The sequence below is a fragment of the Streptomyces sp. AC558_RSS880 genome (assembly GCF_019049255.1).
In the GTDB taxonomy this organism is placed as follows: Bacteria; Actinomycetota; Actinomycetes; order Streptomycetales; family Streptomycetaceae; genus Streptomyces.
In genome coordinates this window covers 19,269-43,981 of the sequence record NZ_JAGMUJ010000004.1, presented here as the reverse complement: position 1 = coordinate 43,981, position 24,713 = coordinate 19,269, and the positions used below count along the sequence as shown (strand labels likewise).

General features: G+C 73.4%; 23 protein-coding genes. 14 read left to right on the top strand and 9 right to left on the bottom strand.

Going from position 1 to position 24,713, the window contains the following annotated elements:
- Positions 1-17: 17 nt before the first annotated feature.
- From KUM38_RS01505 to KUM38_RS01490, 4 genes are all read right to left on the bottom strand, one after another.
- Positions 18-2,948, bottom strand: coding sequence for a DUF4157 domain-containing protein (locus KUM38_RS01505; protein ID WP_254396520.1), 2,931 nt, complete (start codon positions 2,946-2,948; stop codon positions 18-20).
- 135 nt (positions 2,949-3,083) lie between these two features.
- Complete coding sequence (locus KUM38_RS01500; RefSeq protein WP_217127415.1) at positions 3,084-4,349, bottom strand: FAD-dependent oxidoreductase; 1,266 nt, start codon at positions 4,347-4,349, stop codon at positions 3,084-3,086.
- Positions 4,350-4,442: 93 nt separating this feature from the next.
- On the bottom strand, positions 4,443-5,717 hold the full coding sequence (locus tag KUM38_RS01495) for a deoxyguanosinetriphosphate triphosphohydrolase (protein WP_217127414.1): 1,275 nt from the start codon (positions 5,715-5,717) through the stop codon (positions 4,443-4,445).
- 189 nt (positions 5,718-5,906) lie between these two features.
- Positions 5,907-6,674 (bottom strand): sirohydrochlorin chelatase, encoded by a 768-nt coding sequence (locus KUM38_RS01490; RefSeq protein WP_217127413.1) that lies wholly within the window; start codon positions 6,672-6,674, stop codon positions 5,907-5,909.
- Positions 6,675-6,886: 212 nt separating this feature from the next.
- Here KUM38_RS01490 and KUM38_RS01485 point away from each other — a divergent pair, with 212 nt between their 5' ends.
- The 5 genes from KUM38_RS01485 (at position 6,887) to KUM38_RS01465 (ending at position 11,076) form a co-directional block, all read left to right on the top strand.
- Positions 6,887-7,591: a vancomycin high temperature exclusion protein gene (locus KUM38_RS01485; RefSeq protein ID WP_217127412.1), complete on the top strand. Its 705-nt coding sequence runs from the start codon at positions 6,887-6,889 to the stop codon at positions 7,589-7,591.
- Between the two features lie 32 nt (positions 7,592-7,623).
- Positions 7,624-7,872 carry a hypothetical protein gene (locus KUM38_RS01480; RefSeq protein ID WP_217127411.1) on the top strand — a complete coding sequence of 83 codons (249 nt, stop codon included), beginning with the start codon at positions 7,624-7,626 and terminating at the stop codon, positions 7,870-7,872.
- Positions 7,869-8,270, top strand: coding sequence for a PIN domain-containing protein (locus KUM38_RS01475; protein WP_217127410.1), 402 nt, complete (start codon positions 7,869-7,871; stop codon positions 8,268-8,270). The genes KUM38_RS01480 and KUM38_RS01475 overlap by 4 nt, the downstream gene beginning before the upstream one ends.
- A gap of 113 nt (positions 8,271-8,383) precedes the next feature.
- A complete protein-coding gene (locus KUM38_RS01470; protein WP_217127409.1) occupies positions 8,384-10,531 on the top strand; it encodes a molybdopterin oxidoreductase family protein in 2,148 nt (715 codons plus the stop codon).
- Between the two features lie 128 nt (positions 10,532-10,659).
- Positions 10,660-11,076: a gamma-glutamylcyclotransferase family protein gene (locus KUM38_RS01465; protein WP_217127408.1), complete on the top strand. Its 417-nt coding sequence runs from the start codon at positions 10,660-10,662 to the stop codon at positions 11,074-11,076.
- On the opposite strand, the gene KUM38_RS01460 is transcribed toward KUM38_RS01465, so the two are convergent.
- A complete protein-coding gene (locus KUM38_RS01460) occupies positions 11,073-11,387 on the bottom strand; it encodes a hypothetical protein (RefSeq protein WP_217127407.1) in 315 nt (104 codons plus the stop codon). The genes KUM38_RS01465 and KUM38_RS01460 overlap by 4 nt on opposite strands.
- Before the next feature lie 384 nt (positions 11,388-11,771).
- Between KUM38_RS01460 and KUM38_RS01455 the strand changes: the two genes are divergently transcribed.
- The gene (locus KUM38_RS01455; RefSeq protein ID WP_217127406.1) at positions 11,772-12,308 is read left to right on the top strand and encodes a hypothetical protein; all 537 of its coding nucleotides are present in this window, start codon (positions 11,772-11,774) and stop codon (positions 12,306-12,308) included.
- Between the two features lie 118 nt (positions 12,309-12,426).
- Complete coding sequence (locus KUM38_RS01450) at positions 12,427-13,077, top strand: class F sortase (RefSeq protein ID WP_217127405.1); 651 nt, start codon at positions 12,427-12,429, stop codon at positions 13,075-13,077.
- Here KUM38_RS01450 and KUM38_RS01445 read toward each other — a convergent pair.
- Positions 13,015-13,428, bottom strand: a complete 414-nt coding sequence (locus KUM38_RS01445; RefSeq protein WP_217127404.1) for a helix-turn-helix domain-containing protein — start codon at positions 13,426-13,428, stop codon at positions 13,015-13,017. The genes KUM38_RS01450 and KUM38_RS01445 overlap by 63 nt on opposite strands.
- 108 nt (positions 13,429-13,536) lie before the next feature.
- Between KUM38_RS01445 and KUM38_RS01440 the strand changes: the two genes are divergently transcribed.
- Complete coding sequence (locus KUM38_RS01440) at positions 13,537-14,445, top strand: NAD(P)-dependent oxidoreductase (RefSeq protein WP_217127403.1); 909 nt, start codon at positions 13,537-13,539, stop codon at positions 14,443-14,445.
- Here the strand turns inward: KUM38_RS01440 and KUM38_RS01435 are convergent.
- Positions 14,435-15,991 (bottom strand): PQQ-binding-like beta-propeller repeat protein, encoded by a 1,557-nt coding sequence (locus tag KUM38_RS01435; protein ID WP_308408878.1) that lies wholly within the window; start codon positions 15,989-15,991, stop codon positions 14,435-14,437. The two genes, KUM38_RS01440 and KUM38_RS01435, sit on opposite strands and share 11 nt — an antisense overlap.
- Positions 15,992-16,178: 187 nt before the next feature.
- The gene (locus KUM38_RS01430) at positions 16,179-16,961 is read right to left on the bottom strand and encodes a TSUP family transporter (protein ID WP_217127402.1); all 783 of its coding nucleotides are present in this window, start codon (positions 16,959-16,961) and stop codon (positions 16,179-16,181) included.
- A 195-nt stretch (positions 16,962-17,156) separates the two neighbouring features.
- Between KUM38_RS01430 and KUM38_RS01425 the strand changes: the two genes are divergently transcribed.
- The 5 genes from KUM38_RS01425 (at position 17,157) to KUM38_RS01405 (ending at position 23,772) form a co-directional block, all read left to right on the top strand.
- Positions 17,157-18,374 (top strand): NAD(P)/FAD-dependent oxidoreductase, encoded by a 1,218-nt coding sequence (locus KUM38_RS01425; RefSeq protein WP_217127401.1) that lies wholly within the window; start codon positions 17,157-17,159, stop codon positions 18,372-18,374.
- A complete protein-coding gene (gene nirB, locus KUM38_RS01420) occupies positions 18,374-20,980 on the top strand; it encodes a nitrite reductase large subunit NirB (protein ID WP_217127400.1) in 2,607 nt (868 codons plus the stop codon). The genes KUM38_RS01425 and nirB overlap by 1 nt, the downstream gene beginning before the upstream one ends.
- Positions 20,977-21,327 carry a nitrite reductase small subunit NirD gene (nirD, locus tag KUM38_RS01415; protein ID WP_217127399.1) on the top strand — a complete coding sequence of 117 codons (351 nt, stop codon included), beginning with the start codon at positions 20,977-20,979 and terminating at the stop codon, positions 21,325-21,327. The genes nirB and nirD overlap by 4 nt, the downstream gene beginning before the upstream one ends.
- Before the next feature lie 200 nt (positions 21,328-21,527).
- Positions 21,528-22,484, top strand: a complete 957-nt coding sequence (locus tag KUM38_RS01410) for an SMP-30/gluconolactonase/LRE family protein (protein WP_217127398.1) — start codon at positions 21,528-21,530, stop codon at positions 22,482-22,484.
- A 130-nt stretch (positions 22,485-22,614) separates the two neighbouring features.
- Entirely contained in the window at positions 22,615-23,772 is a 1,158-nt protein-coding gene (locus tag KUM38_RS01405; protein ID WP_217127397.1) for an alkaline phosphatase PhoX, read from the top strand.
- A gap of 39 nt (positions 23,773-23,811) precedes the next feature.
- Here KUM38_RS01405 and KUM38_RS42800 read toward each other — a convergent pair whose 3' ends face one another.
- Positions 23,812-23,946: a hypothetical protein gene (locus KUM38_RS42800; RefSeq protein ID WP_302181152.1), complete on the bottom strand. Its 135-nt coding sequence runs from the start codon at positions 23,944-23,946 to the stop codon at positions 23,812-23,814.
- A gap of 280 nt (positions 23,947-24,226) precedes the next feature.
- On the opposite strand from KUM38_RS42800, the gene KUM38_RS01400 reads away from it, so the two are divergent.
- On the top strand, positions 24,227-24,688 hold the full coding sequence (locus KUM38_RS01400; RefSeq protein WP_217127396.1) for an LAETG motif-containing sortase-dependent surface protein: 462 nt from the start codon (positions 24,227-24,229) through the stop codon (positions 24,686-24,688).
- The last annotated feature ends 25 nt before the right edge of the window (positions 24,689-24,713 follow it).

The window sequence follows — 24,713 nt, the reverse complement described above, 5'->3', positions numbered from 1 at the left end:
ACCGGTCCGGCGCGCCCTCACACCTCCGTCGCGTAGACGTGCTCGTACCAGTCGCTGCCGCCGTTCGCCGGATTGTGACCCGGGTCGTGCCTCCACTCGCTCCTGTCCACCCTGAAGCTCGCGCCCGGCATGAGCAGGACCTCCGACTCGTCGCCCTGGTAGTGGTGGAAGGGTTCGACGTCACGGCCGTACTTCCCGGTGAGCGTCAGCTCCAGGAGGATCCGGTGCGTCTTCGTGCCGGAGACCCGCTGGCCGCGCATGAAGCCCAGCGCCACGTCCTCCCTCCTGCTGGTGCTGTCGAAGGAGCTCGTGAAGACGGAGCCCGGCCGGTAGTTCAGCGCGGCCTGCTTGCCGAGCCGGTAGACCGACTCGTCCCCGCCGAGGTTCCAGTCGCCGCGGAAGACGGTGCCCCTGACGGGAGGCAGCCGGTTCAGCGCCTCCACCGTCATGTCGGCGTGCATCTTGAGCTCCTCGAAGAGCACGGGGGCGATGACCTCGATGCGCGCGTCGATGACAGCCATCGCCGCCTTCTTGGCCACCGGGTCCGTGCCCCAGGCGGCCGCGAGCTGCGGCCCGATCACCAGATCCTCCTCGAGGGTGGCCACCGACTCATGGGCGCTGTCCTGGGCGGCCCAGCTGAGCTGGCTCTTGATCTGCCGCAGTGAGACGGCCTCGGCGCCGGCGGTGGCCATGCCGACGGTGCCGTACGGCGCGTACCCCTCGGGCAGCAGCCGGCTGCGCACCACCGCGTTGATCATCTGGTGGGCACCGCCGGTGTACGCCTTCAGCGCGGTCGCGTGGGCGGGCTTGAACTTCTCCGCGACGGCCTCGGTGGAGGCGCCGTTGTTGTCCGCCTTCCACTGGGCGATGCTCGGCGTGGGCACGGTGTCGCCCGCCACGAAGGCGTTGTACTTCCCCAGCGCCTCGCCGGCCGCGAGCTCGCCGGGTTCCATGAAGCCGCTCGCCGCGGGGTCGGTCGCACGCGGCTTGTTGGCCTCGGCGAGGTACATCAGCTCGTGCGGGAACTGTCCGTCGACGCAGACGTTCCGCCGCAGCTCCTCCTCCGTGAAGGGCGCGATGTTCTGGTACATCAGCGCCGCGCCCCTGCCCGCCCGGGCCGCGGACTCGCCCGGCCCCTTGACCCCGGCCGCCCAGGAACCGCGCAGGATCTCGTAGAGCGAGTGGTCCCAGGACGGCAGCATCCAGCCCATCACGGCCATCCGGTAGTCGAAGACGTCCACCCCGGGCACGTTGATCCACTGGAAGGTCTTGAGCATCCGGGTCGTGGTCCCGGACATGCCGGCGACGGTCGGGATGCCGCGCGCGGCGTTCTCCTTCGGCCAGGACTCGTTCTGCTGGATCTCCCAGTAGGCGGTGCCCTCGTCCCAGGGCAGCTTGTCGTCCATACCGGGCTTGCCGGCGAACGCCAGCTCGCGCGCGCTGAGCGGGGCGCCGCGGTCCGCGTAGTCGCGGGGGGTCTTGCGGTTGGCCTCCTTGTCGGCGTCGCTTCGCTTCTTGCGCGGGCTCTGGCTGCTGATCATTTCGCGGGTGTCGCCGACGAAGGTCTCCGGGGCCGACTGCCACAGCAGGTTGCCCAGCGCGTACGGGTCCTTCTCGTAGTTGTAGCCCTTGCCCACGAGGTTCGCCGCGGCCCACATGGGCAGCCGGGACCAGCCGTTGAGGAACGCGGAGTGCTTCTTCAGTTCCTCCTCGTTCATGCCGAGGGTCGACGCGAGCTGCGGCTTGGGTCCGATGATGCCGTTGAGGATCTTCTTGAGCGAGAGTTCCGCTCCCTGGTTGTAGTAGGCGGCGTTGTAGACGGCCGTCATCAGCTCACGGAGGTTGCCGTCCCGGGAGAAGAAGTCCTTGATCTGGTCGGTGGTCATCCCCTCGCCCACCTGCCCGGCGCTCGTCCTGTCGTTCTTGAAGAACGCCTTGTTGGCGAGTGCCGGGTCCTTGTGCTCCGCGTGGGCGTAGGCGATGAGCAGCTGCTTGAGCCGGTTCACGGTCTTGCGTGCCGCGTCGAGCGCCCTCGGATGCCTGAAGGAGTAGGCGCCCAGCCGCTTCTCGAACTCCTCGGCCGACGCCTGCCAGTCCGTCTTCGCGTAGTACTGGGCGTGGTCGAAGGGCGCCTCGCCGCCGGCGCGCTGTACGGCGATCTCCCCGTCGGAGTGGGCGGGAGCGGCCGCCGCCCGCTGCACGGGCGCCGCCTCGGTGGGTGCGGGACCGGCCAGGACACGGCGGGCGTTCTCCTCCGCCGCGCGTTCGAAGCGGTCGGAGGGGTCCGAGACCCTGAGCCCCGAGCCGTTGTCGGTGCCCGCGACCGGCCCCTGACGCTGCTGGATGACGTGCGTCAGCTCATGGGCCAGGGTGTGCCGGTCCGCACCGCCGGCGCCGATGACGACATGGCTGCCGGAGGTGTAGGCGCGGGCCCCCACCTCGGCCGCCGAGCGCTGGGCGGCCGCCCCGGTGTGCAGCCGCACGTCGGAGAAGTCGGCGCCCATCCGCGCCTCCATCTCCGTGCGGACCGCCCCGTCCAGCGGCCGTCCGGCGGCGCGCAGCACGTCCGGCACGGACGAACGCTGCACCGGCGCGGACTCGTCGTGACCGCAGGAGGGCCCGTGCGCGTGGCGCTGCACGGGAGCGGGGTCGTCGTGGCCGCGGGAAGGGCCGTGCGGGGGACGCCCGACCCGCCGCTGCCGCTCCAGCGCCTGGACGACGGCGGCGTTGCCGGCCGCGCGCTGCAACGCCAGCAGCTGCCCCGTGACCGCCGGGCCACCGGACCCGGCCGGACCCACCGGTGCGGTGAGTCCGATCGGCCCTGCGGATCCGGAGGACACCGCCGGGCCGGAGGACACCGCCGGACCGGCGGCGTCGGCCGCGCGTGCGGCAGCGGGCGCGGTCCGGGCAGGACGAGCGGCGGTGTCCTGCTGGTCTCGTGAACGCATGCTCCGATCATCGGCCATCCCACCCCGGGGGTTCCAGGCCTCACGCTCCCGAATTCACTTGCCCACGGCGGGACTTGTGCCGCACCCGGACCGCCGGCGAACCTGCCGGAAAGATTCGGGAACCGTACGGGAACACTAGGCGCCGACGTTCTCCAACGGCATGTGCGGATCCGCCAGCGCCTCCGTGTCCACCCGCGCGCCGGAGCGGATCAGCCTCTGGATCGGATCCGTGACATCCCACACGTTCACGTTCATCCCCGCGAGCACGCGCCCCTCCTTCACCCAGAACGCGATGAACTCGCGCTTGCCCGCATCGCCCCGGATGACCACCTGGTCGTACGAGCCGGGCGGCGCCCATCCCGAGTACTCCATCCCCAGGTCGTACTGGTCGGTGAAGAAGTACGGGACGCGATCGTAGGTCTCGTCCCGCCCGAGCATCGAGCGGGCGGCGGCCGGTCCGCCGTTCAGCGCGTTGGCCCAGTGCTCCACCCGCAGCCGCGTGTCGAAGAGGCCGTGCGGGAAGGACGCGACGTCGCCGGCCGCGTAGATGTCGGGGTCCGACGTCCGCAACCGCTCGTCGACGAGGACGCCCCCGCCGGCCGCGCGGTCGGCGAGCTCCAGTCCCGCCGCCTGCGCGAGGGAGACCCGCGGGGCCGCGCCGATCGCCGCGAGGACGGCGTGCGCGGGGTGCTCCTCGCCGTCGTCGGTGCGGGCGGCGAAAACCATGCCGTCCTGACCGGTGATCTCGGTGAGCGTGGCACCGAAGTGGAAGCGGACGCCGTGCTCGCGGTGCAGCTCGGCGAAGAGCTGGCCGAGCTCGGGGCCGAGGACCGAGTGCAGCGGGGTCTCGCCGCGGTGGACGACGGTGACCTCCGCACCGTACTGGCGGGCCGCCGCCGCGATCTCCAGGCCGATCCAGCCGGCGCCGGCGATCACCAGGTGGCCGTTGTCGCGGCCGAGGGAGGTCAGGACGCCCCTGAGGCGTTCGGCGTGGGCGAGGCGGCGCAGATGGTGGACGCCCGCGAGGTCCGTGCCCGGGATGTCCAGGCGGCGGGGCTCTGCGCCGGTGGCGAGCAGCAGTTTGTCGTAGCGGACGACGGTGCCGTCCTCGCCGAAGCGGACGGTCTTCGCGGTGCGGTCGACGGCGTCGACGGTCTGGCCGAGGTGCAGTTCGATGTCGTGGCGCGCGTACCAGGCGGGCTCGTGGACGAAGACGCTGTCGCGTTCGTCCTTGCCGAGGAGGTAGCCCTTGGAGAGGGGCGGACGCTCGTAGGGGTGGTCGCGTTCGTCGCAGATCAGTATCACCCGGCCGGTGAAGCCCTCCGCTCTCAGCGTCTCGGCCGCCTTCGCGCCGGCCAGGCCGCCTCCGACGATGACGAATGTCTGATCCGCGTCGACCACGTCGTTGCCTCCTCGTAAGGGTGTCGCCACCTGCGAGCGTCCCGCACTCGGGGTGTTGCCGGAAGGGGGAGTGCCCCGATCAGGCCATACAGCTCATGCCTGCCCCGTGAGACGGGCGTGAAGCGAGCGGGCCGAGGCGTCGGTGAGCGACGCGATCTGGTCGACGATCACCCGCTTGCGGGCGCGGTCGTCCGGAGCCCGGTCGAACAGGGTGCGGAACTGGGGGTCCAGGCCGTCGGGGGCGCGGGCGGTGAGCGCCTCGGCCAGTTCGAGGACGACGATCCGCTGGTCGGCGCGGAGCAGCTCCTGTTCGGCGCGCTGCATGACGTACCGGTCGGCGACCGCCTTGAGGACCGCGCACTCCATGCGGGTGCTGCGCGGTACGACCAGCTCGGCACCGTACCGGGTGAGGCGCCCAGCCCCGTACGCCTGGCGGGTGGCGCCCTCGGCCGCGAGGCAGAAGCGGCCGATGAGCTGGCTGGTGGCGTCCTTGAGGCGGGCCTGGGCGACCGCGGTGCCGTCGTAGCCGTGCGGCCACCACTCCTGGTCGAGGAGGCGGTCGAGGGCCTCCGCGAGTTCTTCCGGGTCGGTGCCGGCGGGGACGTACCGGCCGACGGCGACGGCGAAGACGGCTTCCCGCTCCGGGGCGGCGTGCAGGCAGTTCGGGTCGATGTGGCCGGCGTGCAGACCGTCCTCCACGTCGTGCACCGAGTAGGCGACGTCGTCGGACCAGTCCATGACCTGGGCCTCGAAGCAGACGCGGGTACCGGGGGCGCCCTCGCGGACCCAGTCGAAGACGGGGCGGTCGTCCTCGTAGACCCCGAACTTCGGGGAGGCCGGGTCGGTGGGGTGGGCGCCGCGGGGCCAGGGGTACTTGGTGGCGGCGTCGAGGGCGGCGCGGGTGAGGTTGAGGCCGACGGAGCCTTCGGGGGTGAACCGTTTGGGTTCGATGCGGGTGAGGAGGCGGAGCGACTGGGCGTTGCCCTCGAAGCCGCCGCAGTCCTCGGCGAACTCGTTCAGCGCCTGTTCGCCGTTGTGGCCGAAGGGCGGGTGGCCGAGGTCGTGGGAGAGGCAGGCGGCCTCGACGAGGTCGGGGTCGCAGCCGAGGGCGGCGCCGAGCTCGCGGCCGACCTGGGCGCATTCGAGGGAGTGGGTGAGGCGGGTGCGGGGGCTGGCGTCCCAGACCTGGCTCCGCTCTCCCGGGGTGACGACCTGCGTCTTTCCGGCGAGGCGGCGGAGGGCCGCGGAGTGCAGGACGCGGGCGCGGTCGCGTTGGAAGGCGGTGCGGCCGGGGCGTTTGTCGGGTTCGGGGGCCCAGCGGGCGACGGACGTCGGGTCGTACGCGGCGGGGGGTGCGGTGCCTTCCATGGCATGACAGTACGGGGAAGGTGTGACAGTCGGGGGGCGTGGTCGAGTGGTTCGCGTGCGGTGGGTTTTTCGCCCCCGACGCCCCTTCCCTTCCCGTCCCTGGGGGCCGCGCCCCCAGGCCCCCCTTTGCGCCCACGCGGCGGAGCCGCATGTCGGCACGGCCCCGCGCCCCTTCGGTGCCGAGCCTCCTCAGGAAGCCGACGCCAGTTCCAAGGGTGTGGTGGACGGAGTGCGCAGCGCCTGGTCGTAGCGGTGGAGGAGGAGGTGGGCCATGGCCGGGTGGGTGCCCAGGGGGGCGGACGCGATCCCCGGGGCCGCTGCCGCGCACTCCGTGGCGAAGCGTCCGGGGGCGGTGAAGTAGGAGGCGACGGCCACGCGGTGGCGGCCCCGGGCGGCCAGGGCGCGGACGGCGTCGGGGACGGTGGGCGCGGCGGCGGAGGCGTAGGCGGGGATCACGGGGACGCCGAGACGGTCGGCGAGCAGGCGCGCGGTGCGGCCGGTGTCGACCCTCGACTCGGGATCGCGGGACCCTGCGGCGGCGAGCACGACCCCGCTCGCGCGGCGGGTCGCCGTGTCCGCCGGGGTGCGCCAGCCGGCCTCGGTGAGGCGGGCGTGCAGGGCGTCCACGAGCAGGGGGTGCGGGCCGAGCGGCGCGGCCACGCGCGTGTGCGGCCGTGCCCCGGCGGCCATCTCGGGGATGTCCCGCTTGACGTGGTAGCCCCGGCTGAGCAGCAGCGGTACGAGGACGGCGGCCCCGGTGCCGTGCGCGTCCAGCTCGGCGAGGGTGTCGGGGAGCAGGGGCGCGTTCAGCTCGATGTGGCCCAGGTGCACGGGCAGGCCCGGCCGCAGCGCGCGGACGCGGTCCAGGAGCTGCCGTACGGTGCCCAGCGCGCGCGGGTCGCGGCTGCCGTGGGCCACGACGACGAGGGAGGGGAGGTTCGTGGTGTGCGCCGTCATGCACTGATCGTGGCGGCGGCACGTTGCCTTCCCGTTGCGTGGACGTGACGGGTGTTTTCCGGCGGTTCACGATGTGGACGGCGGCGGGTGTGAGCCGGTTCCGCCGGCCGTTCCACCCCGGCCCGTGAAGCTGGTCACAGTGCGTGACGTGAACCGGAAGGCTCGGCGGGGCGTCTCTCACCGTCGAGGACCGACCGGGGAGGGCCCGTCCGATGCGCCGTTTCACAGTCCGCCGTCCGCGTCTGCCGCGCACCCGTACGGGGTGGCGGCGGCTGGTGCAGGCGGTGGCGGCGGTGTGCGTGCTGGCGCTGCTGCCGGCGACCTGGCTGCGCGTGACGACGGACGACCGGCTGCGCACCACCGCCGACGTGCCGCGCACCGACGTCGCCGTGGTCTTCGGCGCGGGCCTGTGGGACGGGGAGCCGTCGCCGTACCTCGCGCACCGGCTGGACGCGGCGGCGGAGCTGTACCGCGCGGGGCGGATCGAGGTGGTGCTGGTCACCGGCGACAACAGCCGCGAGGAGTACGACGAGCCGGACGCGATGCGCGCCTACCTCACCCGGCACGGCGTCCCCGACGCACGGATCGTCAGCGACTACGCGGGCTTCGACACCTGGGACTCCTGCGTCCGCGCGAAGAAGATCTTCGGTGTGGACCGCGCGGTGCTGATCAGCCAGGGCTTCCACATCCGCCGCGCGGTGGCCCTGTGCCGGACGGCCGGCGTCACCTCGTACGGCGTCGGCGTGGACGACCGTCACGACGTCACCTGGTACTACGGGGGCGTCCGGGAGATCTTCGCGGCGGGGAAGGCGGCGCTGGACGCCGCCTTCCGCCCGGACCCGCGCTTCCTCGGGCCGGAGGAGCCGGGGGTGGAGCGGGCGCTGGCCGACGTGCACGGTCCGGGGACGCCGGACTGACGGACCGCGCATACTTCAGTATGCTCGCATCCATGGCAGACACGACGCGCATCACGGTGACGCTCCCGACGGAGCAGGTCGCCGAACTGAAGAAGCTCACCGACAACGTCTCCGGCTACGTCGCCGAAGCGGTGGCGCGTCAGCTGCGGCACCAGTTGCTCGGGGCCGATCTGCTGCGCCATCAGGAGGAGTACGGAGCCTTCACCGAGGAGGAGCTGGCGGAGGCCCGCTCCCGGATCTTCGGGAACACCGATGTCGGCGAGTCGGCGAGCGCGGCGTGAGCGGGCACGTCGAGACCGTCGTCCTGGACTCCGAGGGCCTCTCCGCCTGGATCGCCCAGGATCGCAAGATCGCCGCGATGTTCCAGGTGTTCCATGCGGCGGGTGCCGATTTCGTCGTCGGAGCCAACACCATCGTGGAGGTGAGTCACGCACGGGTGAACACGGCCCGGCTGCGGTGGGCACTGTCCCGCGTCAGGGTCGAACCGGTGACCGAGCAGTCGGCGAAAGAGGCGGCGGAGCTGCTCAAGGCCGCCGGCCTGCACGGGCACAAGTACGCGATCGACGCGACGGTGGCCGAGATGGCACTGCGCCAGCCGGGCCCGGTGGTCATACTGACGTCCGACGTCGACGACATGTCCCGGCTGTGTGGTGACCGTATCCGGCTCGTCGGCGTCTGAACGGGGAGCCCGCTGACGCCTCACCGCGGGCCGCCGCCGGCGGGGAGGTCGCCGTACCCGGGGTGTAACAGCGGCCGGCGCGGTGCGTAACACCGACGGCGCAGCCTGGGCGTATGCGAGACACCGTGACGCCCACACACTGCCCCTACTGCGCCCTGCAGTGCGGGATGAATCTGACGCCGGCCCCCGACGGGAGAGCCGTCGAGGTGAGTGAGCGCGCGGACTTCCCCGTGAACCGGGGGGCGCTGTGCGGGAAGGGGCGTACGGCGCCCGCCGTGCTGTCGTCGAGCGTGCGGCTGACCTCGCCGCTGGTGCGCTCCGAGGGGGGCGCGCTGGTGCCGGCCTCCTGGGAGGAGGCGCTGGAGCGGGTCGCCGAGGGGCTCGGGCGGACGCGTGCGGAGTACGGGGCGGACGCGGTCGGGGTGTTCGGCGGGGGCGGACTGACCAACGAGAAGGCGTACAGCCTGGGGAAGTTCGCGCGGGTGGTGCTGGGGACCTCCCAGATCGACTACAACGGGCGGTTCTGCATGTCGTCGGCCGCGGCGGCGGGCGGCAAGGCGTTCGGGCTCGACCGCGGACTGCCGTTTCCGCTGGAGGACATTCCGCGGACCGGGTGCGTGATCCTGGTCGGGTCGAACCCGGCGGAGACCATGCCGCCGTCGCTGCGCTACTTCACCGAACTGAGGGAGAACGGCGGCACGCTGATCGTCGTCGACCCGCGCCGCACGAAGACCGCCGAGCAGGCCGATCTGCACCTGGCGCCGCGTCCCGGCACCGATCTCGCGCTGGCGCTGGGCCTGCTGCACCTGATCGTCGCCGAGGGGCGCACCGACGAGGCGTACATCCGGGAGCGCACCGGCGGCTGGGAGGAGACCCGGGCCGCCGCGATGGCGCACTGGCCGGAGTACGTGGAGCGGATCACGGGGGTGTCCGTGCCGCAACTGCGGGAAGCGGTACGGCTGTTCTGCGAGCCGGAGGCGGCGATGGTGCTCACCGCGCGTGGGCCCGAGCAGCAGTCCAAGGGCACGGACACGGTGGGCGCGTGGATCAACCTGTGCCTGGCGACGGGGCGGGCGGGACGGCCGCTGTCCGGGTACGGGTGCCTGACCGGGCAGGGCAACGGGCAGGGCGGGCGCGAACACGGCCAGAAGGCCGACCAGTTGCCCGGCTACCGCAAGCTCACCGACCCGGCGGCGCGGGCGCACGTCGCCGGGGTGTGGGGCGTCGACCCCGACAGCCTTCCCGGCCCGGGGCGCAGCGCGTACGAGCTGCTCGACGCGCTCGGCACGGACATCCGCTCCCTGCTGCTGATGGGCTCCAACCCGGTGGTGTCGGCGCCGCGCGCCGCGCACGTCGAGGAGCGGATCCGCTCGCTGGACTTCCTGGCGGTGTGCGACGTCGTGCTGTCGGAGACGGCCGCGCTCGCCGATGTCGTCCTGCCGGTGACGCAGTGGGCGGAGGAGACGGGGACGACGACGAACCTGGAGGGCAGGGTGCTGTTGCGGCGGCGCGCGATCACGCCGCCGGAGGGCGTCCGCAGCGACCTGGAGGTCATGCACGGGCTGGCCGCGCGGCTGGGCGGCGACCGGAACCTGGAGAAGGGCTTCCCGACCGACCCCGAGGAGGTCTTCGAGGAGCTGCGCCGGGCGAGTGCGGGCGGGCCGGCGGACTACTCGGGGATCACCTACCGGAGGCTGGTGGAGGAGAACGGCGTGTTCTGGCCGTGCCCGGCGCCGGGGGACCCGGTCACCGGGGACCCGGCGACCGGCGTCCACCCCGGCACCCCTCGGCTCTTCCTCGACCGGTTCGCCACCGAGGACGGGCGGGCGCGGTTCGCGCCGGTGTCGCACCGGGCGGCCGCCGAGGAGCCCGACGACGCGTACCCCGTACTGCTGACCACCGGGCGGGTCGTGGCGCAGTACCAGTCCGGTGCCCAGACCCGGCGCGTCGACGAGTTGAACGCCGCCGCGCCCGGCCCGTTCGTGGAGCTGCACCCCCGGCTCGCGGAGCGGCTCGGCGCGGCCGAGGGCGACCCGGTGGCCGTGGTGTCCCGGCGGGGGCGGGCGGTGGCGCCGGCCAGGATCACGACCGCGATCCGTCCGGACACGGTCTTCATGCCGTTCCACTGGGCCGGTGAGGGCCGCGCCAACACCCTCACCAACCCCGCCCTCGACCCGACCTCCCGGATGCCCGAGTTCAAGGTGTGCGCGGTACGCCTCGAGGCGGTGGGGGCCGGCCGGCCCGCGCCCTCCTCGCCGTAGCGGCCACGGGGCGCGGGGTGGGACCGCACGCCCGGTCGGCCGGTTCGTCCGGTACGGGCGGCCACGGGGGCGCGGGGGGCGAGAATCGTCCCCGCAAGGCTCCGCCGACCGTCCGCGCAGGTGAACCAGTGCTCCTCCCCTTCTTCGTCTACGGCACCCTCCGCCCCGGCGAGACCAACCACGACCTCTTCCTGCGCGGCCGCACCCTGCGCGAGGAACCCGGCCGGCTCCGGGACGCGGTGCTGTACGAGGGGCCGGGATATCCGTACGCCGTCGAGGAACCGGGCTCCGTGGTGAGCGGGGAACTGGTGACCGCGCTGCCGGAGGCCTACGCGGGGCTGCTCGCCGAGCTGGACCGGCTGGAGGAGTACGTGCCGGGCGATCCGCGCAACCTCTACGAGCGGGTGGCGCGGGACGTCGTCCGGGCCGCCGACGGCACGGCGGTGCGGGCCTGGGTGTATGTCGCCGCGCCCGCCGTCGCCGCCCGGCTGCGGGTGCGGGGGAAACCGATCGAGGGCGGGGAGTGGCGGGGAGCGGGAGCCTAGACACGGCCCCGCGGCCGTCGTGTCCGCGCACCCCACGGGCGCCGCGTCCGAGCCTCGTACGGCCGCCGCGCCCAGGCCTTCCGCAGCCGCCGCTCGACGGACAGGCCGCCCGGTCCGGTCAGTCCGACGCCGAGCACCCACGCGCCGATGACGACGTCCTCGCCCGCCGCGCGCTGGAAGGCCCGCTGCTCCCCGTAGGTCCTCTCGTCACCGTTCCGCGTGTGGCACAGGCCGCCGGGCTCCATCGGCGAGGGATGCTCCTCGCCGTCCGGGCCCGTGTTGATCCAGGAGCACTCGACCTCGCTGCTCATCCCGTGGCTCGTCACCCCCTGGCCGGCCTGGAACAGCCCCCGGAGCACGAGGGCCCACGTCGCCGACACCCCACCGGTGCGTGCTCTCGACGCCCCACCTCCCCGCCCCGGATCCTCGCAGACCCGCCGGTCACCCGTTCACCCCCGTGCGCCGCACCCTTCGGGTGCTTCACCGCGACCGGATCGGCGCGGCACCGGTGACCTGCTGAAACACGGTGAAGGGGGCGGCCGTCCGGGTGTGGCCCGACACCCGTTCGGCCCTCTTCCTGACGCCTGCTCAGGAAGCGGTGCGGCCCCGGTGGCACTTACCTCGGAGGGGCAGGGACGCGTCCGACGGCGGCACATGGGGGTGCCGCGGGCCGTGGCCCGCTCGAGGGAGCATCGATGCGACGTACCGCCCGGATGCCGGCCGGCACCGCGCTCGCCGTGGTCATCGCGGGGCTGCTCGCCGCGCCCGCGTACGCCGGGGAGTCCCACGGCACGCCGGCCGGAAACCTGGAGGTGTACCCGTCCTCGGTCGCACCGGGATCGCACGTCACGGTGAACACCGGGACGTGCGGCGACGGCGGGACGGCGGCGGGCGACGCCACCGCCGTGGGCGCCGGCCGGTTCACGCTGGCGCCGAGCACGCACGAACGGAACGCGATCGGACAGTTCAGGGTGCCGCCGAGCGCGCAGCCGGGAACGTACGAGATCGTCGCGACGTGTGACGGGAGCGACCGGCGGGTGGCCGGTGACCTGGTGGTCACGCTGACGCCCGACACGCAGCAGGTGGTTCCCCGGGGGAGTGTGAAGACGGGGGTCGGGGGCGCGCTGGGCCCCGACCCCGTGCAGACCGCGGCCGGTGTGACGGCTCTCGCCGTCGCCGCCGCGGGCGGTACCTGGCTCCTGCATCGCCGGGCGAGAGGCGACGGGATCTGACGGGCATCCTCCGCCGCCCGTCCCGCCGGTACCGCATGTCCCCTCCCCCTCCGGGTCCGACGCCCCTCGCGGCCCGGAGGGGGGCACGGGGGCCGACTCGAGATGAGGTCAGTCCGTCATGCGCCGCAGGTTCCGCCGGACCGGGGGTCCGGGCAACGCAGCGACAGCCGCCATCACGGTGTTCGCCCTGTGTGCGGGGATGTGGCTGCTGCGCGACGTGACCGGGACGCAGGCGCCGCCGCAGCCGTCCGCCGCCCAGGCGCACACGGAGGACGACGACCGCAGCGCGGGCCGGGCCTCGGCCCCCGCCCTGCCGCCCTCCCCGCCCGACCGCATCCGCATCCCCGCGATCGACGTGGACGCGCCCCTGACCGGCCTCGGCCTGACGGACACCGGCAGCCTCGACGTCCCCCCGGCCGACCGCGAGAACCTGGCCGGCTGGTACGAGGCCGGCGCCACCCCCGGGGAGACGGGCACCGCGATCGTCGCGGGCCACGTCGACAACGCCGACGGCCCCGCCGTCTTCTACTCCCTCGGCGCCCTGCGCAAGGGCAGCACCATCGAGGTGGACCGCCGCGACGGCGGTGTCGCGGTGTTCACGGTGGACGCCGTCGAGGTGTACGACGCGCAGGGCTTCCCCGACGGGAAGGTGTACGGCGCGGCGCCCCGCCCCGAGCTGCGGGTCATCACCTGCGGCGGGGGCTGGTCACGGACGACCGGGTACCAGGGGAACGTCGTCGTCTACGCGCACCTGACGGGCAGCCGCTGAACCGACCGGCGCCCCGCGGTCCGCCTCCCCGAGCACGTTCTCCCGCCCCCAGGCCCCGAGCGGCTCCAGCGCCGCGTTGAGGGACACCCCGCGCGGCGTCAGCGAGTACTCGACACGGGGCGGCACCTCGTCGTACTCCTCGCGGTGCACGATGCCGTCGGTCTCCATCTCCCGCAGGTGCGAGGCGAGCACCTTCTCGGTGATCCCGGGCAGCTTCCGGCGCAGCTCGCCGAAGCGGTGCGGACGTTCGCCCAGCTCCCAGAGGATGAGCACCTTCCACTTGCCGCCGATCACGTCCATCGCCGCGTCGGTCCCGCACACGTACCCGCCCGGCCGCCGTACCGTCGCCATGCCCGCCACCCCGTCCGCCTCCGCTGCCTGCACCCTTTCCCCGGGGTAAGCACCCACTTCGAAGTACGTACTTGAGCAGGTCCTTCCCCCGCGGCGAGCCTAGTCGCCATGAACGACAACACCCTTGCCACCGCCCCCGCTTCCCGCACTCCCCTGACCCTCCTCGGCGCCGGCGCCATGGGCACCGCGCTGGCCCGCGCCTGGCTCGCCGCCGGGCACCCCGTGACCGTCTGGAACCGCACCCCCGCCCGCGCCGAGGCCCTGGCCGCCGAGGGCGCCTCGGTCGCCGCGAGCGCCGCCGAGGCGGTGGCCGCGAACCGTCTGGTGGTCGCCTGCCTGCTGGACGACGCCTCCGTCGGCGAGGCGCTGGAGGACGCCGACCTCACCGGCCGGGACCTGGTGAACCTCACCACCGGGACCCCGGAGGACGGCCGCACCCGCGCCGCCTGGGCCGAGGCGCGCGGCGCCCGTTTCCTGGACGGCGGGATCATGGCGATTCCGCCGATGATCGGGATCCCGGAGTCCGGGGGCTATGTGTTCTACAGCGGCTCCCGGGACGTGTTCGAGGAGCACCGCGACACCCTCACCGCGCCCACGGGCGCCCGTTACGTGGGTACCGACCCGGGCTTCGCCGCGCTGCACGACGTGGCGCTGCTGAGCGCCATGAGCGGACTGTTCGCGGGCATCACCCACGCCTTCGCCCTGATCCGCCGGGAGGACATCTCGCCCAAGGACTTCGCGCCGCTGCTCACCTCGTGGCTCACCGCGATGACGCCGTCCGCGCACCGGACCGCCGAGCAGCTGGTGAGCGGCGACTACACCACGGGCGTGGTGTCCAATCTGGCGATGCAGTCCGCCGGCAACGCCACGCTGCTGCGCACCGCCGAGGAGCAGGGCGTCAGCGCGGAACTGCTGACGCCCTACATGGAGCTGATGGCCCGCCACGTCGCCGACGGCCACGGCGACCAGGACGGGGCGGGCCTGATCGACCCGCTGGTGCGGGCGGCTAGGGGCTGACCGCGAGCGCCGGGGGATAGGTGCCGCCGTCGGCGTTGACGATCACCCAGCCGTCGCCCGCCCGGACCAGCTGCGGGCCGCTGTCGAGCTTGAACGAGATGTCGCGCACCGTGGTGCCGTCCTCCTCGCCCACCCGGGTCCCGTCACCGGTGGTGAGCGTCCACAGACGCTGGGACTCGCCGAGGACGGCCACCCGGTCCCGGCCCGCCGGGGCGAGGGCGACGACCCCGGTGCCCAGGTCCGCGTGCCAGCGGCGCCGGCCGTCGTCGAGCGCGTAGGCCGCGACCCGCTCGGGACGGTCCGCCCCCGGCTTCGCGGCCGCCACGATCAGGTTCCCGTCGGCGACCACGGCCCGGAACACCGGCCGGGCCGCGAAGACGGGGTCGGTCGCGGTGACGGCCAGGTCCTCCTCGTCGGCGGTGAGCGGGATCGTCACCGGCTCCCGCTCCGGGTCGTCCGGGTCGCCGTAGGACAGTACGGCGGCGAGTCCGCGCTCGTCCTTCTCCTGCACCAGCAGGGTGAACGGCTCGGCGGAGAGCACCGCGGCCGCGGTCAGGTAGCTCTCGACCGGGAGTTCCCGCCGGCTGAGCTCCTTGCCGGTGGCGGTGTCGAGGGTGAGGATCCATGCCGAGTGGAAGTCGGTGTAGTAGCCGCAGGTCATGGCCACCCGGGTGGTGCCGTCGGCCGAGGAGGCCGTCACCGGCTCGCACTCGGCGTCGTCCTCACCCCCGGCCCCGGCCGCGGTGGGCTTCACGGTCCAGCGCACCGCGCCGTCGGTGAGCCCGTACCCGTGGACCGAGCGTTCACCCAGTGCCACGGCCACGCCCGCGTCGGCGCTGAGCACCCCTCCACCGCCGTACAGCGGTGTCCTCCCGGTGAGGTTCCGCTCCCACACCTTGCGTCCGCTGCTCACGTCGACGCCCCACACGGTGTCGCAGGGCTTGTCGTCCCGCTCGAAGGCGACCAGGCCGATGCCGTCGACGATCCCCTCGCTCATCGCGCACACCGACTCCCGCACGGGCGCCCGCAGCACCCACTCCCGGTCCCCGCTGCCGGAGTCGTACGCGACCAGCGCGTCGGTCCGGGCGCGTACGACCGTGCCGCCGTCCTCGCCCACCGCCCAGGCCCCGACGCCGCGCACGCTCGCGGGCCGGTCCGGGCCGGACTGCCAGGCGCGGTCGAGCACCGGTCCGCGCATCCAGAGGTAGGCCTGCCAGCCGGGCCACAGCGCGATCAGCACGCCCGCCGCGACGAGCGCCCCGGGCACGGCCTTGCCGGGGCGGATCCGCGTGAACGCGGCGAGGGCGATGGTGAGCCCGACGAAGCCCACGAAGGTGAGGACGAACGCCAGGATGAGGGTGGGCGTCGTGCCCTCCGGGCAGGGCCGGTACCTGCCGCCGCAGCTGTTGCCGGGAATGGACGTCCACCCCAGCGCGTGGAACTCCACCGCGAGCCCGACCAGCGCGCCCGCTCCGACCACCAGGGCGGCCTTCCCCAGTGGTCGCGTCCCTGACGGTCTGCCGTCCTCGGCCATCTTCTCCCCCACCCTTGTGCTGCTCCGCGGCGCTCCCCAGCACCGGCCGCCCGCGTCATGGAGCGGCGCTGGAGCCTAACCCGCCCGAGTGGATCACGTCAGCCGGGTTGATCACCGGGTGTGCCGCCCGGGCCGGCCGGCACTCGGACGCTCAGGCCGGCCGGCACTCGGACGCCCGGACCGGCCACCGCTCGTACGCTCAGGCCAGCCACTGCTCGTACGCCAGGTTCGCGACCAGCGCGAAGACGACCGTCAGCAGGACGACGCGGACGAAGCCGCTGCCCTTCTTCAGGGCCGTGTGCGCGCCGAGCGTGCCGCCCGCCAGGTTGAACACCGCCATCAGCGCCGCCAGTTGCCACAGCACCGCGCCCTGCCAGGCGAAGGTGGCGAGGGCTCCGGCGTTGGTGCAGCAGTTGACGATCTTGGCGGTGGCGGAGGCGGTGACCAGGTCGAGGTGGAGCAGGGCGGTGAGCGCCAGGACGAGGAACGTGCCGGTGCCGGGGCCGATGAGACCGTCGTAGAAGCCGATGCCGAGGCCGGCCAGGCCGATCGCGGCGAGGATCTGGCGGCGGGTCGCCGGGCCGGTGGCGGGGGCCGTGCCGAAGGCGGGGCGCAGGATCACGAAGGCGGCCACGGCGAGCAGCACCACCATGATCACCGGCTTGAGGACCTCGGTGCTCATCCCGGCCGCGAAGAAGGCCCCGGCCGACGATCCGGCGAGGGCCGCGAGGCCGATGCGTACGGCGGTCTTCACGTCGACCGGCGCCTTGCGGGCGTACGTCACCGCCGCGCCCGTGGTGCCCACGATCGCGACCGCCTTGTTGGTGCCGAGCGCGTGCGCGGCGGGGGTGCCGGCGGGCAGGCCGAGCAGCAGGGCGGGCAGGAGCAGCAGCCCGCCGCCGCCGACCACGGCGTCGATCCAGCCGGCGGCGAGGGCGGCCAGACAGAGCAGGACGACCGTGGTCAGGGAGATGTCGGGCATGGCCGTGAGCCTAGGGACGGGGTAGATGCTGCGTCCATCAAGATGAGCGTTTATTGAGGTTGGCCTCCTCACAGCCCCGCCCGGCCGCGTCCCCGGAACCCTCACATCCACCCCCTCACCCCGCTGAGGGCAGCGTTCCGCGGGGGAAACAGGGGGGATGCCACCGGGTAACACCCGCACCGCACGCTCAAGGACATGACCTCGAACGATCGTGTGGTGGTGATCGGCTCCGGCCTCGCGGGCGTACGGCTCGCCCGGCGGCTCGGCGAGCTCGGCACGCCCGTGACGCTGGTCGGCGAGGAGGAGCACCGCCCGTACAACAGGGTGCTGCTCGCCGAGGTGCTGGCCGGACGGTACAGCCCCGAGGTGATCGCCCTGCCTGCGCCCGCGGAGCTGACCCGCGCCCGGGTCACCGGCATCGACCGCGCCGGGCGGACCGTCGTCTGCGCGGACGGGGCGGTGATCGCATACGACAGGCTGGTCCTGGCCACCGGCTCCAACCCCGTACTGCCGCCGCTGCGCGGCCTGTTCACCGAGGACCACGAGCTGCCCGAGGGCGTGCACGCGTTCCGCACCCTGGACGACTGCCTGGGCCTGGCCAAGGCGGTACGGCCCGGGGTGCGGGCGGTGGTGATCGGCGGCGGGCTGCTCGGGGTCTCCGCGGCCCGCGCGCTCGCCGTGCGCGGCGCGCAGGTCGTCCTCGCCCAGCAGTCCGAGCGGCTCATGGAACGCCAGCTGGACCCGGCCGCGTCCGAGCTGGTCGCGCGGCACCTGACCGACCTCGGCGTGGAGGTGCACACCGAGTGCCGGGTGCGGGACGTGCGCTGCGTCGGCGGCGCCGTCCGCTCGGTGGAGATGGCCGACGGCTACGCCCTCGACGCCGACCTCGTGGTCCTGGCCTGCGGGGTGCACCCGCGCGCCGGCCTCGCGCAGGCCGCCGGGCTCGACGTCCGCAAGGGCGTCGTCGTCGACGACGAGCTGCGCACCTCCGACCCGTACATCCACGCGATCGGCGACTGCGTCCAGCACGCCGGCACGGTGTACGGGCTGGCCACCCCGGCCCTCGAACAGGCCGACGCGCTCGCCGCGCTGCTCGCCGGGGACACCGGCTCCCGCTACACCGGCACCCGTTCGCTGACCCGGCTCACCCTCACCGGGCCGGACAGCCCCTTCGACCTGGCCGCCTTCGGCGAGACCGAGGCGCTGCCGGGCGACGACGTCGTCCAGCTCACCGACCACACCCGGGGCACCTACCGCAAGGTCGTCGTCCGCGACGACCGCCTGGTCGGCGGGGTCCTCGTCGGCGAACTCGGCACCGTCGGCGCCCTCGCGCGCGCCTGGGAGGGAGCAGAGCCGCTCCCCTCCGACGGCGGGCCCCTGCTCCACCTGCTCACCAACGATGGAGGCTCCTGATGACCGCCACTCCCGGGGCATCCCCCACGATCGTGCTCGTCGGCCACGGCATGGTCGGCCAGCGCTTCCTCGAGGCGCTCGCCGAGCGCGGCCTGACCGCCACGCACCGCGTGGTCGTGCTGTGCGAGGAGCCGCGCCCGGCGTACGACCGTGTCCAGCTCACCTCGTACTTCTCGGGGAGGACGCCCGAGGACCTGTCCCTGACGGACCTGGCCTTCATCGAGGAGCACGGCATCGAGCTGCGCGTCGGCGACCCGGCGGAGAGCGTCGACCGCGAGGCGCGCACGGTGACGGCCCGCTCCGGGCTGGTCGTCGACTACGACGTCCTGGTGCTGGCCACCGGCTCCTACCCGTTCGTGCCGCCGGTGCCGAACAAGGACGCCGAGGGCTGCTTCGTCTACCGCACGATCGAGGACCTCCTCGCGATCGAGGAGTACGCGAGGACGTCGACGACCGGTGCCGTGGTCGGCGGCGGTCTGCTCGGCCTGGAGGCGGCGGGCGCGCTCAAGGGCCTCGGACTCACCTCCCACATCGTGGAGTTCGCACCCCGGCTGATGCCCGTCCAGGTCGACGAGGGCGGCGGCGCGGCGCTGCTGCGCACCATCGAGGAGATGGGCCTGTCCGTCCACACGGGGGTGGGCACGCAGGAGATCCTGACCGACGCCTCGGGTGCCGTCACCGGCATGAGGCTGTCGGACGGCTCCGAACTCGCCACCGACCTGGTGGTGTTCTCCGCCGGCGTCCGCCCCCGCGACCAGCTGGCCCGCGCCTGCGGCCTCACCGTCGGCGAGCGCGGCGGCATCACGGTCGACGAGCAGTGCCGCACGGTCACCGACCCGCACGTCTTCGCGATCGGCGAGTGCGCGCTGGCCGCCGACGGCCGGGTGTACGGCCTGGTGGCGCCCGGTTACGAGCAGGCCGAGACGGCCGCCGCGACGATCGCCGCCGACGAGGCGTCCTTCACCGGCGCGGACCTGTCCACCAAGCTGAAGCTGCTCGGCGTGGACGTGGCGTCCTTCGGCGACGCCCACGGCACCGCCGAGGACTGCCTGGACGTCGTCTACTCCGACTCCCGCTCCGGCCTGTACAAGAAGCTGGTCATCGGCCGGGACGGCACGCTGCTCGGCGGCATCCTGGTCGGCGACGCGGAGGCGTACGGCACGCTGAAGGCCTTCACCGGCTCCGTCCCGCCGGTCTCGCCCGAGTCGCTGGTGCTGCCGGCCGGCGCCGGGGCGCCCGTGCAGCTCGGCCCGTCCGCGCTGCCGGACGACGCGATCATCTGCTCCTGCAACAACGTCCGCAAGGGCACGATCCGCGAGGCGGTCACCGAGCACAGGTGCACCACCGTGCCCGAGGTGAAGAAGTGCACCAAGGCCGGGACGACGTGCGGCAGTTGCGTCAAGGTCCTCGGCCAGCTGATCAACGCCGAGCTGGAGGCGAGCGGCGTCGAGGTCGACAAGGGCCTGTGCGCCTGCTTCTCCCAGACCCGCGAGGAGCTGTACGAGATCGTCCTCGCCCTGCGCGTCACCTCCTTCCGTGACCTGCTCGACCGCCACGGCCGGGAGGCGGCGCGCGGCGGCGACGGCTGCGAGGTCTGCAAGCCGACGGTCGGCTCGATCATCGCCTCCCTCGCCCCGACGATCGGCGCGAGCACCCACGTCCTGGACGGTGAGCAGGCGGCGCTGCAGGACACCAACGACCACTTCCTGGCCAACCTGCAGAAGAACGGCTCGTACTCGGTCGTGCCCCGCATCCCCGGCGGTGAGATCGCCCCGGAGAAGCTGATCGTGATCGGCGAGATCGCCCGCGACTTCGGTCTCTACACGAAGATCACCGGCGGCCAGCGCATCGACATGTTCGGCGCGCGGGTGGAGCAACTGCCCGTCATCTGGGCCCGCCTGGTCGACGCCGGCTTCGAGTCCGGCCACGCCTACGGCAAGTCGCTGCGCACGGTGAAGTCCTGCGTCGGGCAGACCTGGTGCCGCTACGGCGTCCAGGACTCCGTCCGCATGGCGATCGACCTGGAGCTGCGCTACCGGGGCCTGCGCTCCCCCCACAAGCTCAAGTCGGCGGTCTCCGGCTGCCAGCGCGAGTGCGCGGAGGCCCAGTCCAAGGACTTCGGCGTCATCGCCACCGCGGGCGGCTGGAACCTCTACGTCGGCGGCAACGGCGGCGCCACCCCGCGCCACGCCGACCTGCTCGGCCAGGACCTCTCGGACGCCGAACTGATCCGCCTGATCGACCGGTTCCTGATGTTCTACATCCGCACCGCGGACCGCCTGGAGCGCACCAGCGTCTGGCTGGACCGCATCCCCGGCGGCCTGGACCACGTACGGGACGTCGTCGTCCACGACTCGCTCGGCATCTGCGACGAGCTGGAGGCCCTGATGGCCGCCCACGTCTCGCACTACCGCGACGAGTGGGCCGAGACCCTCGACGACCCGGAGAAGCTGGCCCGCTTCGTGTCCTTCGTGAACGCGCCCGACACCCCCGACCCGGTGGTCGCCTTCGTCCCCGAGCGCGACCAGATGAAGCCCGACCTGCCGCTGCTGAACATCGGCCTGCGACCCGCCGACGAGATCCTGGAAGGAAGCGCCACGCGATGACCCTGACCCTCGAGACCACCGATCTGAAGGTCCGGCTCCGCCTCGCCGACGACTGGTTCACGGTCTGCGACCTGAGCGCACTGCTCCCGGGCCGCGGGGTGGCCGCCCTCCTCCCCGACGGCCGCCAGGCCGCCGTCTTCGCCGACCGCACCGGCCGCCTGTACGCCATCGACAACCGCGACCCCTTCACCGGCGCGGCGGTCCTCTCCCGCGGCCTGACCGGCACCCACCAGGGCCGCCCCTTCGTCGCCTCCCCGCTCCTGAAGCAGCGCTTCGACCTGGAGTCGGGCCAGTGCCTGGACGACGAGACGGTACGGGTGACGGCGTACGAGGTGAAGGCGGCGTAACCGGCCGCGACGGGCCCCACGCCGGGCCCGGCGCCGCGGTCCTCACGCCGGGTCCCACTCCGGGTCTGGCACCGAGCCCCACTCCGGGTCCCGGGGCCTGTCGACTTCCTGTCGGGTTCGTGTCCCGCGTTCAGCGGGGCCGGTCCATGGAGTTTCATCGGGGGTGGTTCATCCCCCCATCCGTCACGGAGGCCCGGACCATGACCCGGAACCACCCGCAGCACATCCAGCCCTCCCGGCGTGCCGTGCTCGGCGGTGCCGCCGTCGCCGCGTTGGCGGCGGCGGCCGGCACCGGTACGGCGCAGGCGACCGGCCACCGGCCCGCCTGGCCGACCGAGTTCCCGCTGCCGGACGGCTGGCTGCCCGAGGGCATCACCATCGGCGGCGCGCCGTACGCCTACCTGGGCTCCCGCGCCGACGGCGCGATCTACCGCACCGACCTGCGCACCGGCAAGGGCGGAGTCCTCCACGAGGGCGCCCCCGGCCTCGCGGCCATCGGCCTCAAGCTGGGCGACGACGGCCTGCTGTACGTCTCCGGCGGCGGGGGCGGCACCGCCCGCACCGTCGACGCCCGCACCGGCGAGCTGCGGACGACGTACGAACTCACGGCACCCACCGGCCACTTCGTCAACGACGTCGTCCTCTTCCGCGACCGCGCCTGGTTCACCGACTCCCGCGACGCGGTCCTCTACGGCGTCCCGCGCGGCCGGGGCGGCAGCGTCCGCGCCCTGCCGCTCACCGGCGACTGGGAGCAACTGCCCGGCGTCAACAACGCCAACGGCATCGTGAGCACCCCCGACGGGCGCGACGTGATCGTGGTCAAGAGCACCCCGGGCGAGCTGTACCGCGTGAGCCTGCGCACCGGGCGCGCCACCCGCATCGCCCTGTCCGGCGCGGAGAACGTGGTCAACGGCGACGGTCTGGTCCGCGTCGGCCGCACCCTGTACGTCGTACAGAACCGCTCGAACGTCGTCACGGTCTTCGACCTGGACGCCCGCGCCACCACGGCGACCCTGCGCCGCTCGATCACCGACCCGCGCTTCGACGTCCCCGCCACCGCGGCCCGCTTCCGCGACCGCCTCTACCTGGTCAACGCCCGCTTCACCAGCCCGCAGACCCCGGAGACGACGTTCACGGCGGTGGCCGTGCCCCTGTAGGCCCCGGGGATGGTCATCCGCCGGTACGCCCCCGGTCATGAAGCGTCCATTCCGCACCCCTAGGTTCCCTGACCGCACGCCCCCGCCGCCGACCGGCGGCGGGGCGGTCACGGCACCTCTTGGAGCGGCAATGGAACGTCGTACCTTCCTTCGTGCGACCGCCGTCGGCGGCACCTCCTCCGTCCTCGGCGGGACCCTGTGGCGCGGCGCGGCGTACGCCGCGCCCGCCCAGCCCGGCAGCGGCCCGTACGGTCCGCTCGGGGCGGCGGACGCCAACGGCATCAGCCTGCCCGCCGGTTTCACCAGCCGGGTCGTCGCCCGTTCCGGCCGGACGGTCACCGGCACCTCGTACACCTGGCACAACGCCCCCGACGGCGGCGCCTGTTACGCGGACGGGTCGGGCTGGATCTACGTCTCCAACTCGGAGATCAACCCCTCCGGCGGGGCGAGCGCGCTGAAGTTCTCGGCCACCGGCGCCATCACGGGCGCGTACCGCGTCCTGTCCGGCACCCGGCAGAACTGCGCGGGCGGGAAGACCCCGTGGAACACCTGGCTGTCCTGTGAGGAGGTGGACCGCGGGTACGTCTACGAGACCGACCCGTGGGGAGTGAAGGCGGCCGTCCGCCGTGACGCGATGGGCCGCTTCAAGCACGAGGCGGCGGCGGCCGACCCGGTGCGCAAGGTCGTGTACCTGACGGAGGACGTCACGGACGGCTGCTTCTACCGCTTCCGGCCCACCACCTGGGGCGACCTGTCCTCGGGCACCCTGGAGGTACTGGTCGCCGGCAGCGGCACCAGCGGCCCGGTGAGCTGGGCACGGGTCCCGGACCCGTCCGGCGCCACCGCCACCCGCAACCAGGTGTCCGGCGCCAAGCGCTTCAACGGCGGCGAGGGCTGCTACTACGCCAATGACACCTGCTGGTTCACCACGAAGGGCGACAACCGCGTCTGGCAGTACAACGCGTCCGCCCAGACCATCAAACTCGCCTACGACGACTCGCTGGTGACGGGCGGCGGCGCTCCCCTGTCGGGCGTCGACAACGTCACCGGCGCCGCCTCCGGCGACCTCTTCGTGGCCGAGGACGGCGGCACCATGGAGATCTGCGTCATCACGCCCGACGACGTGGTGGCCCCGTTCCTCCGCATCGGCGGCCAGTCGGGCTCCGAGATCACCGGCCCGGCCTTCTCCCCCGACGGCACCCGCCTGTACTTCTCCAGCCAGCGCGGCACGAGCGGGAGCTCGTCGGGCGGGATCACGTACGAGGTGCGGGGCCCCTTCCGGTCGTGACGGAGACGACGACACCGACTGCGCCCGGCCGCCCGCCGCTCAGTCGGCCCGCACGGTAACGATGACGCTCGGCAGCGGCCCCGCCACCGCCTGCGGGTCCACCCCCAGGCCGAACTCCCGCTCCACCGCCTCCAGAGCGGCGGCGGGCCGCTGAACTCGTCGTCGATGCGGCACCGCACGGGCGGTTCCGAGCGGGCCGGCCCGTCCGCTTCACCGAGGCCCCTGACCGCGGCCACGCGGAAGTACTCGCTCCCCAACGCGTCGAACAACGTGGAAGCCATGCCGTCCCCCCCCTCCCGTCACAAAGGATCACCGGTAGCGGAGAGCTACTCTTCAGTCACGTCACGTTCGCATCACAAGCTTTTCATAGGCCCCCCACGACACGAGCCTCCCAGTAGCTTCGTCACCCTCGTACCAAGCACGCGCAATCGCCCGATCTGGGGGACTCTTCACCATGAATCCGTTCCGTACCTCCGCCGCCGCGGTCCTCGCCGCGCTCGCCCTGGCCGCCGTACCGGCCACCGCCGAGGCGCACGGCGGCAACACCCCGTTCGAGAACTGTTCCGAGGCGTACGAGAACGGGCACGCCAACATCCCCGAGACCAGCGACCACTACGGCGAGCACCTGGACCGTGACGGCGACGGCATCGGCTGCGACAAGCCGCCCGCGGACTTCGAGCCCTACGAGGAGACCGAGAGCGACACCGGCACCGGCACCGGCACCGGCACCGGCACCGGCACCGAGAACACGGGGAACACCGGTTCCGACAGCAAGGAGCAGGGCGGCGGCACCGACCTCGCCGAGACCGGCGGCAGCAACGCCACGCCGTACATCGCGGCCGGCGGTGCGGCCGTCGTCCTCCTGGGCGGCGGCGTGATGATCGCGGCCCGCAGGCGCCGCGGCGACTCCGACTGACGTCGTTCCGCGCGAAGACCGGCTC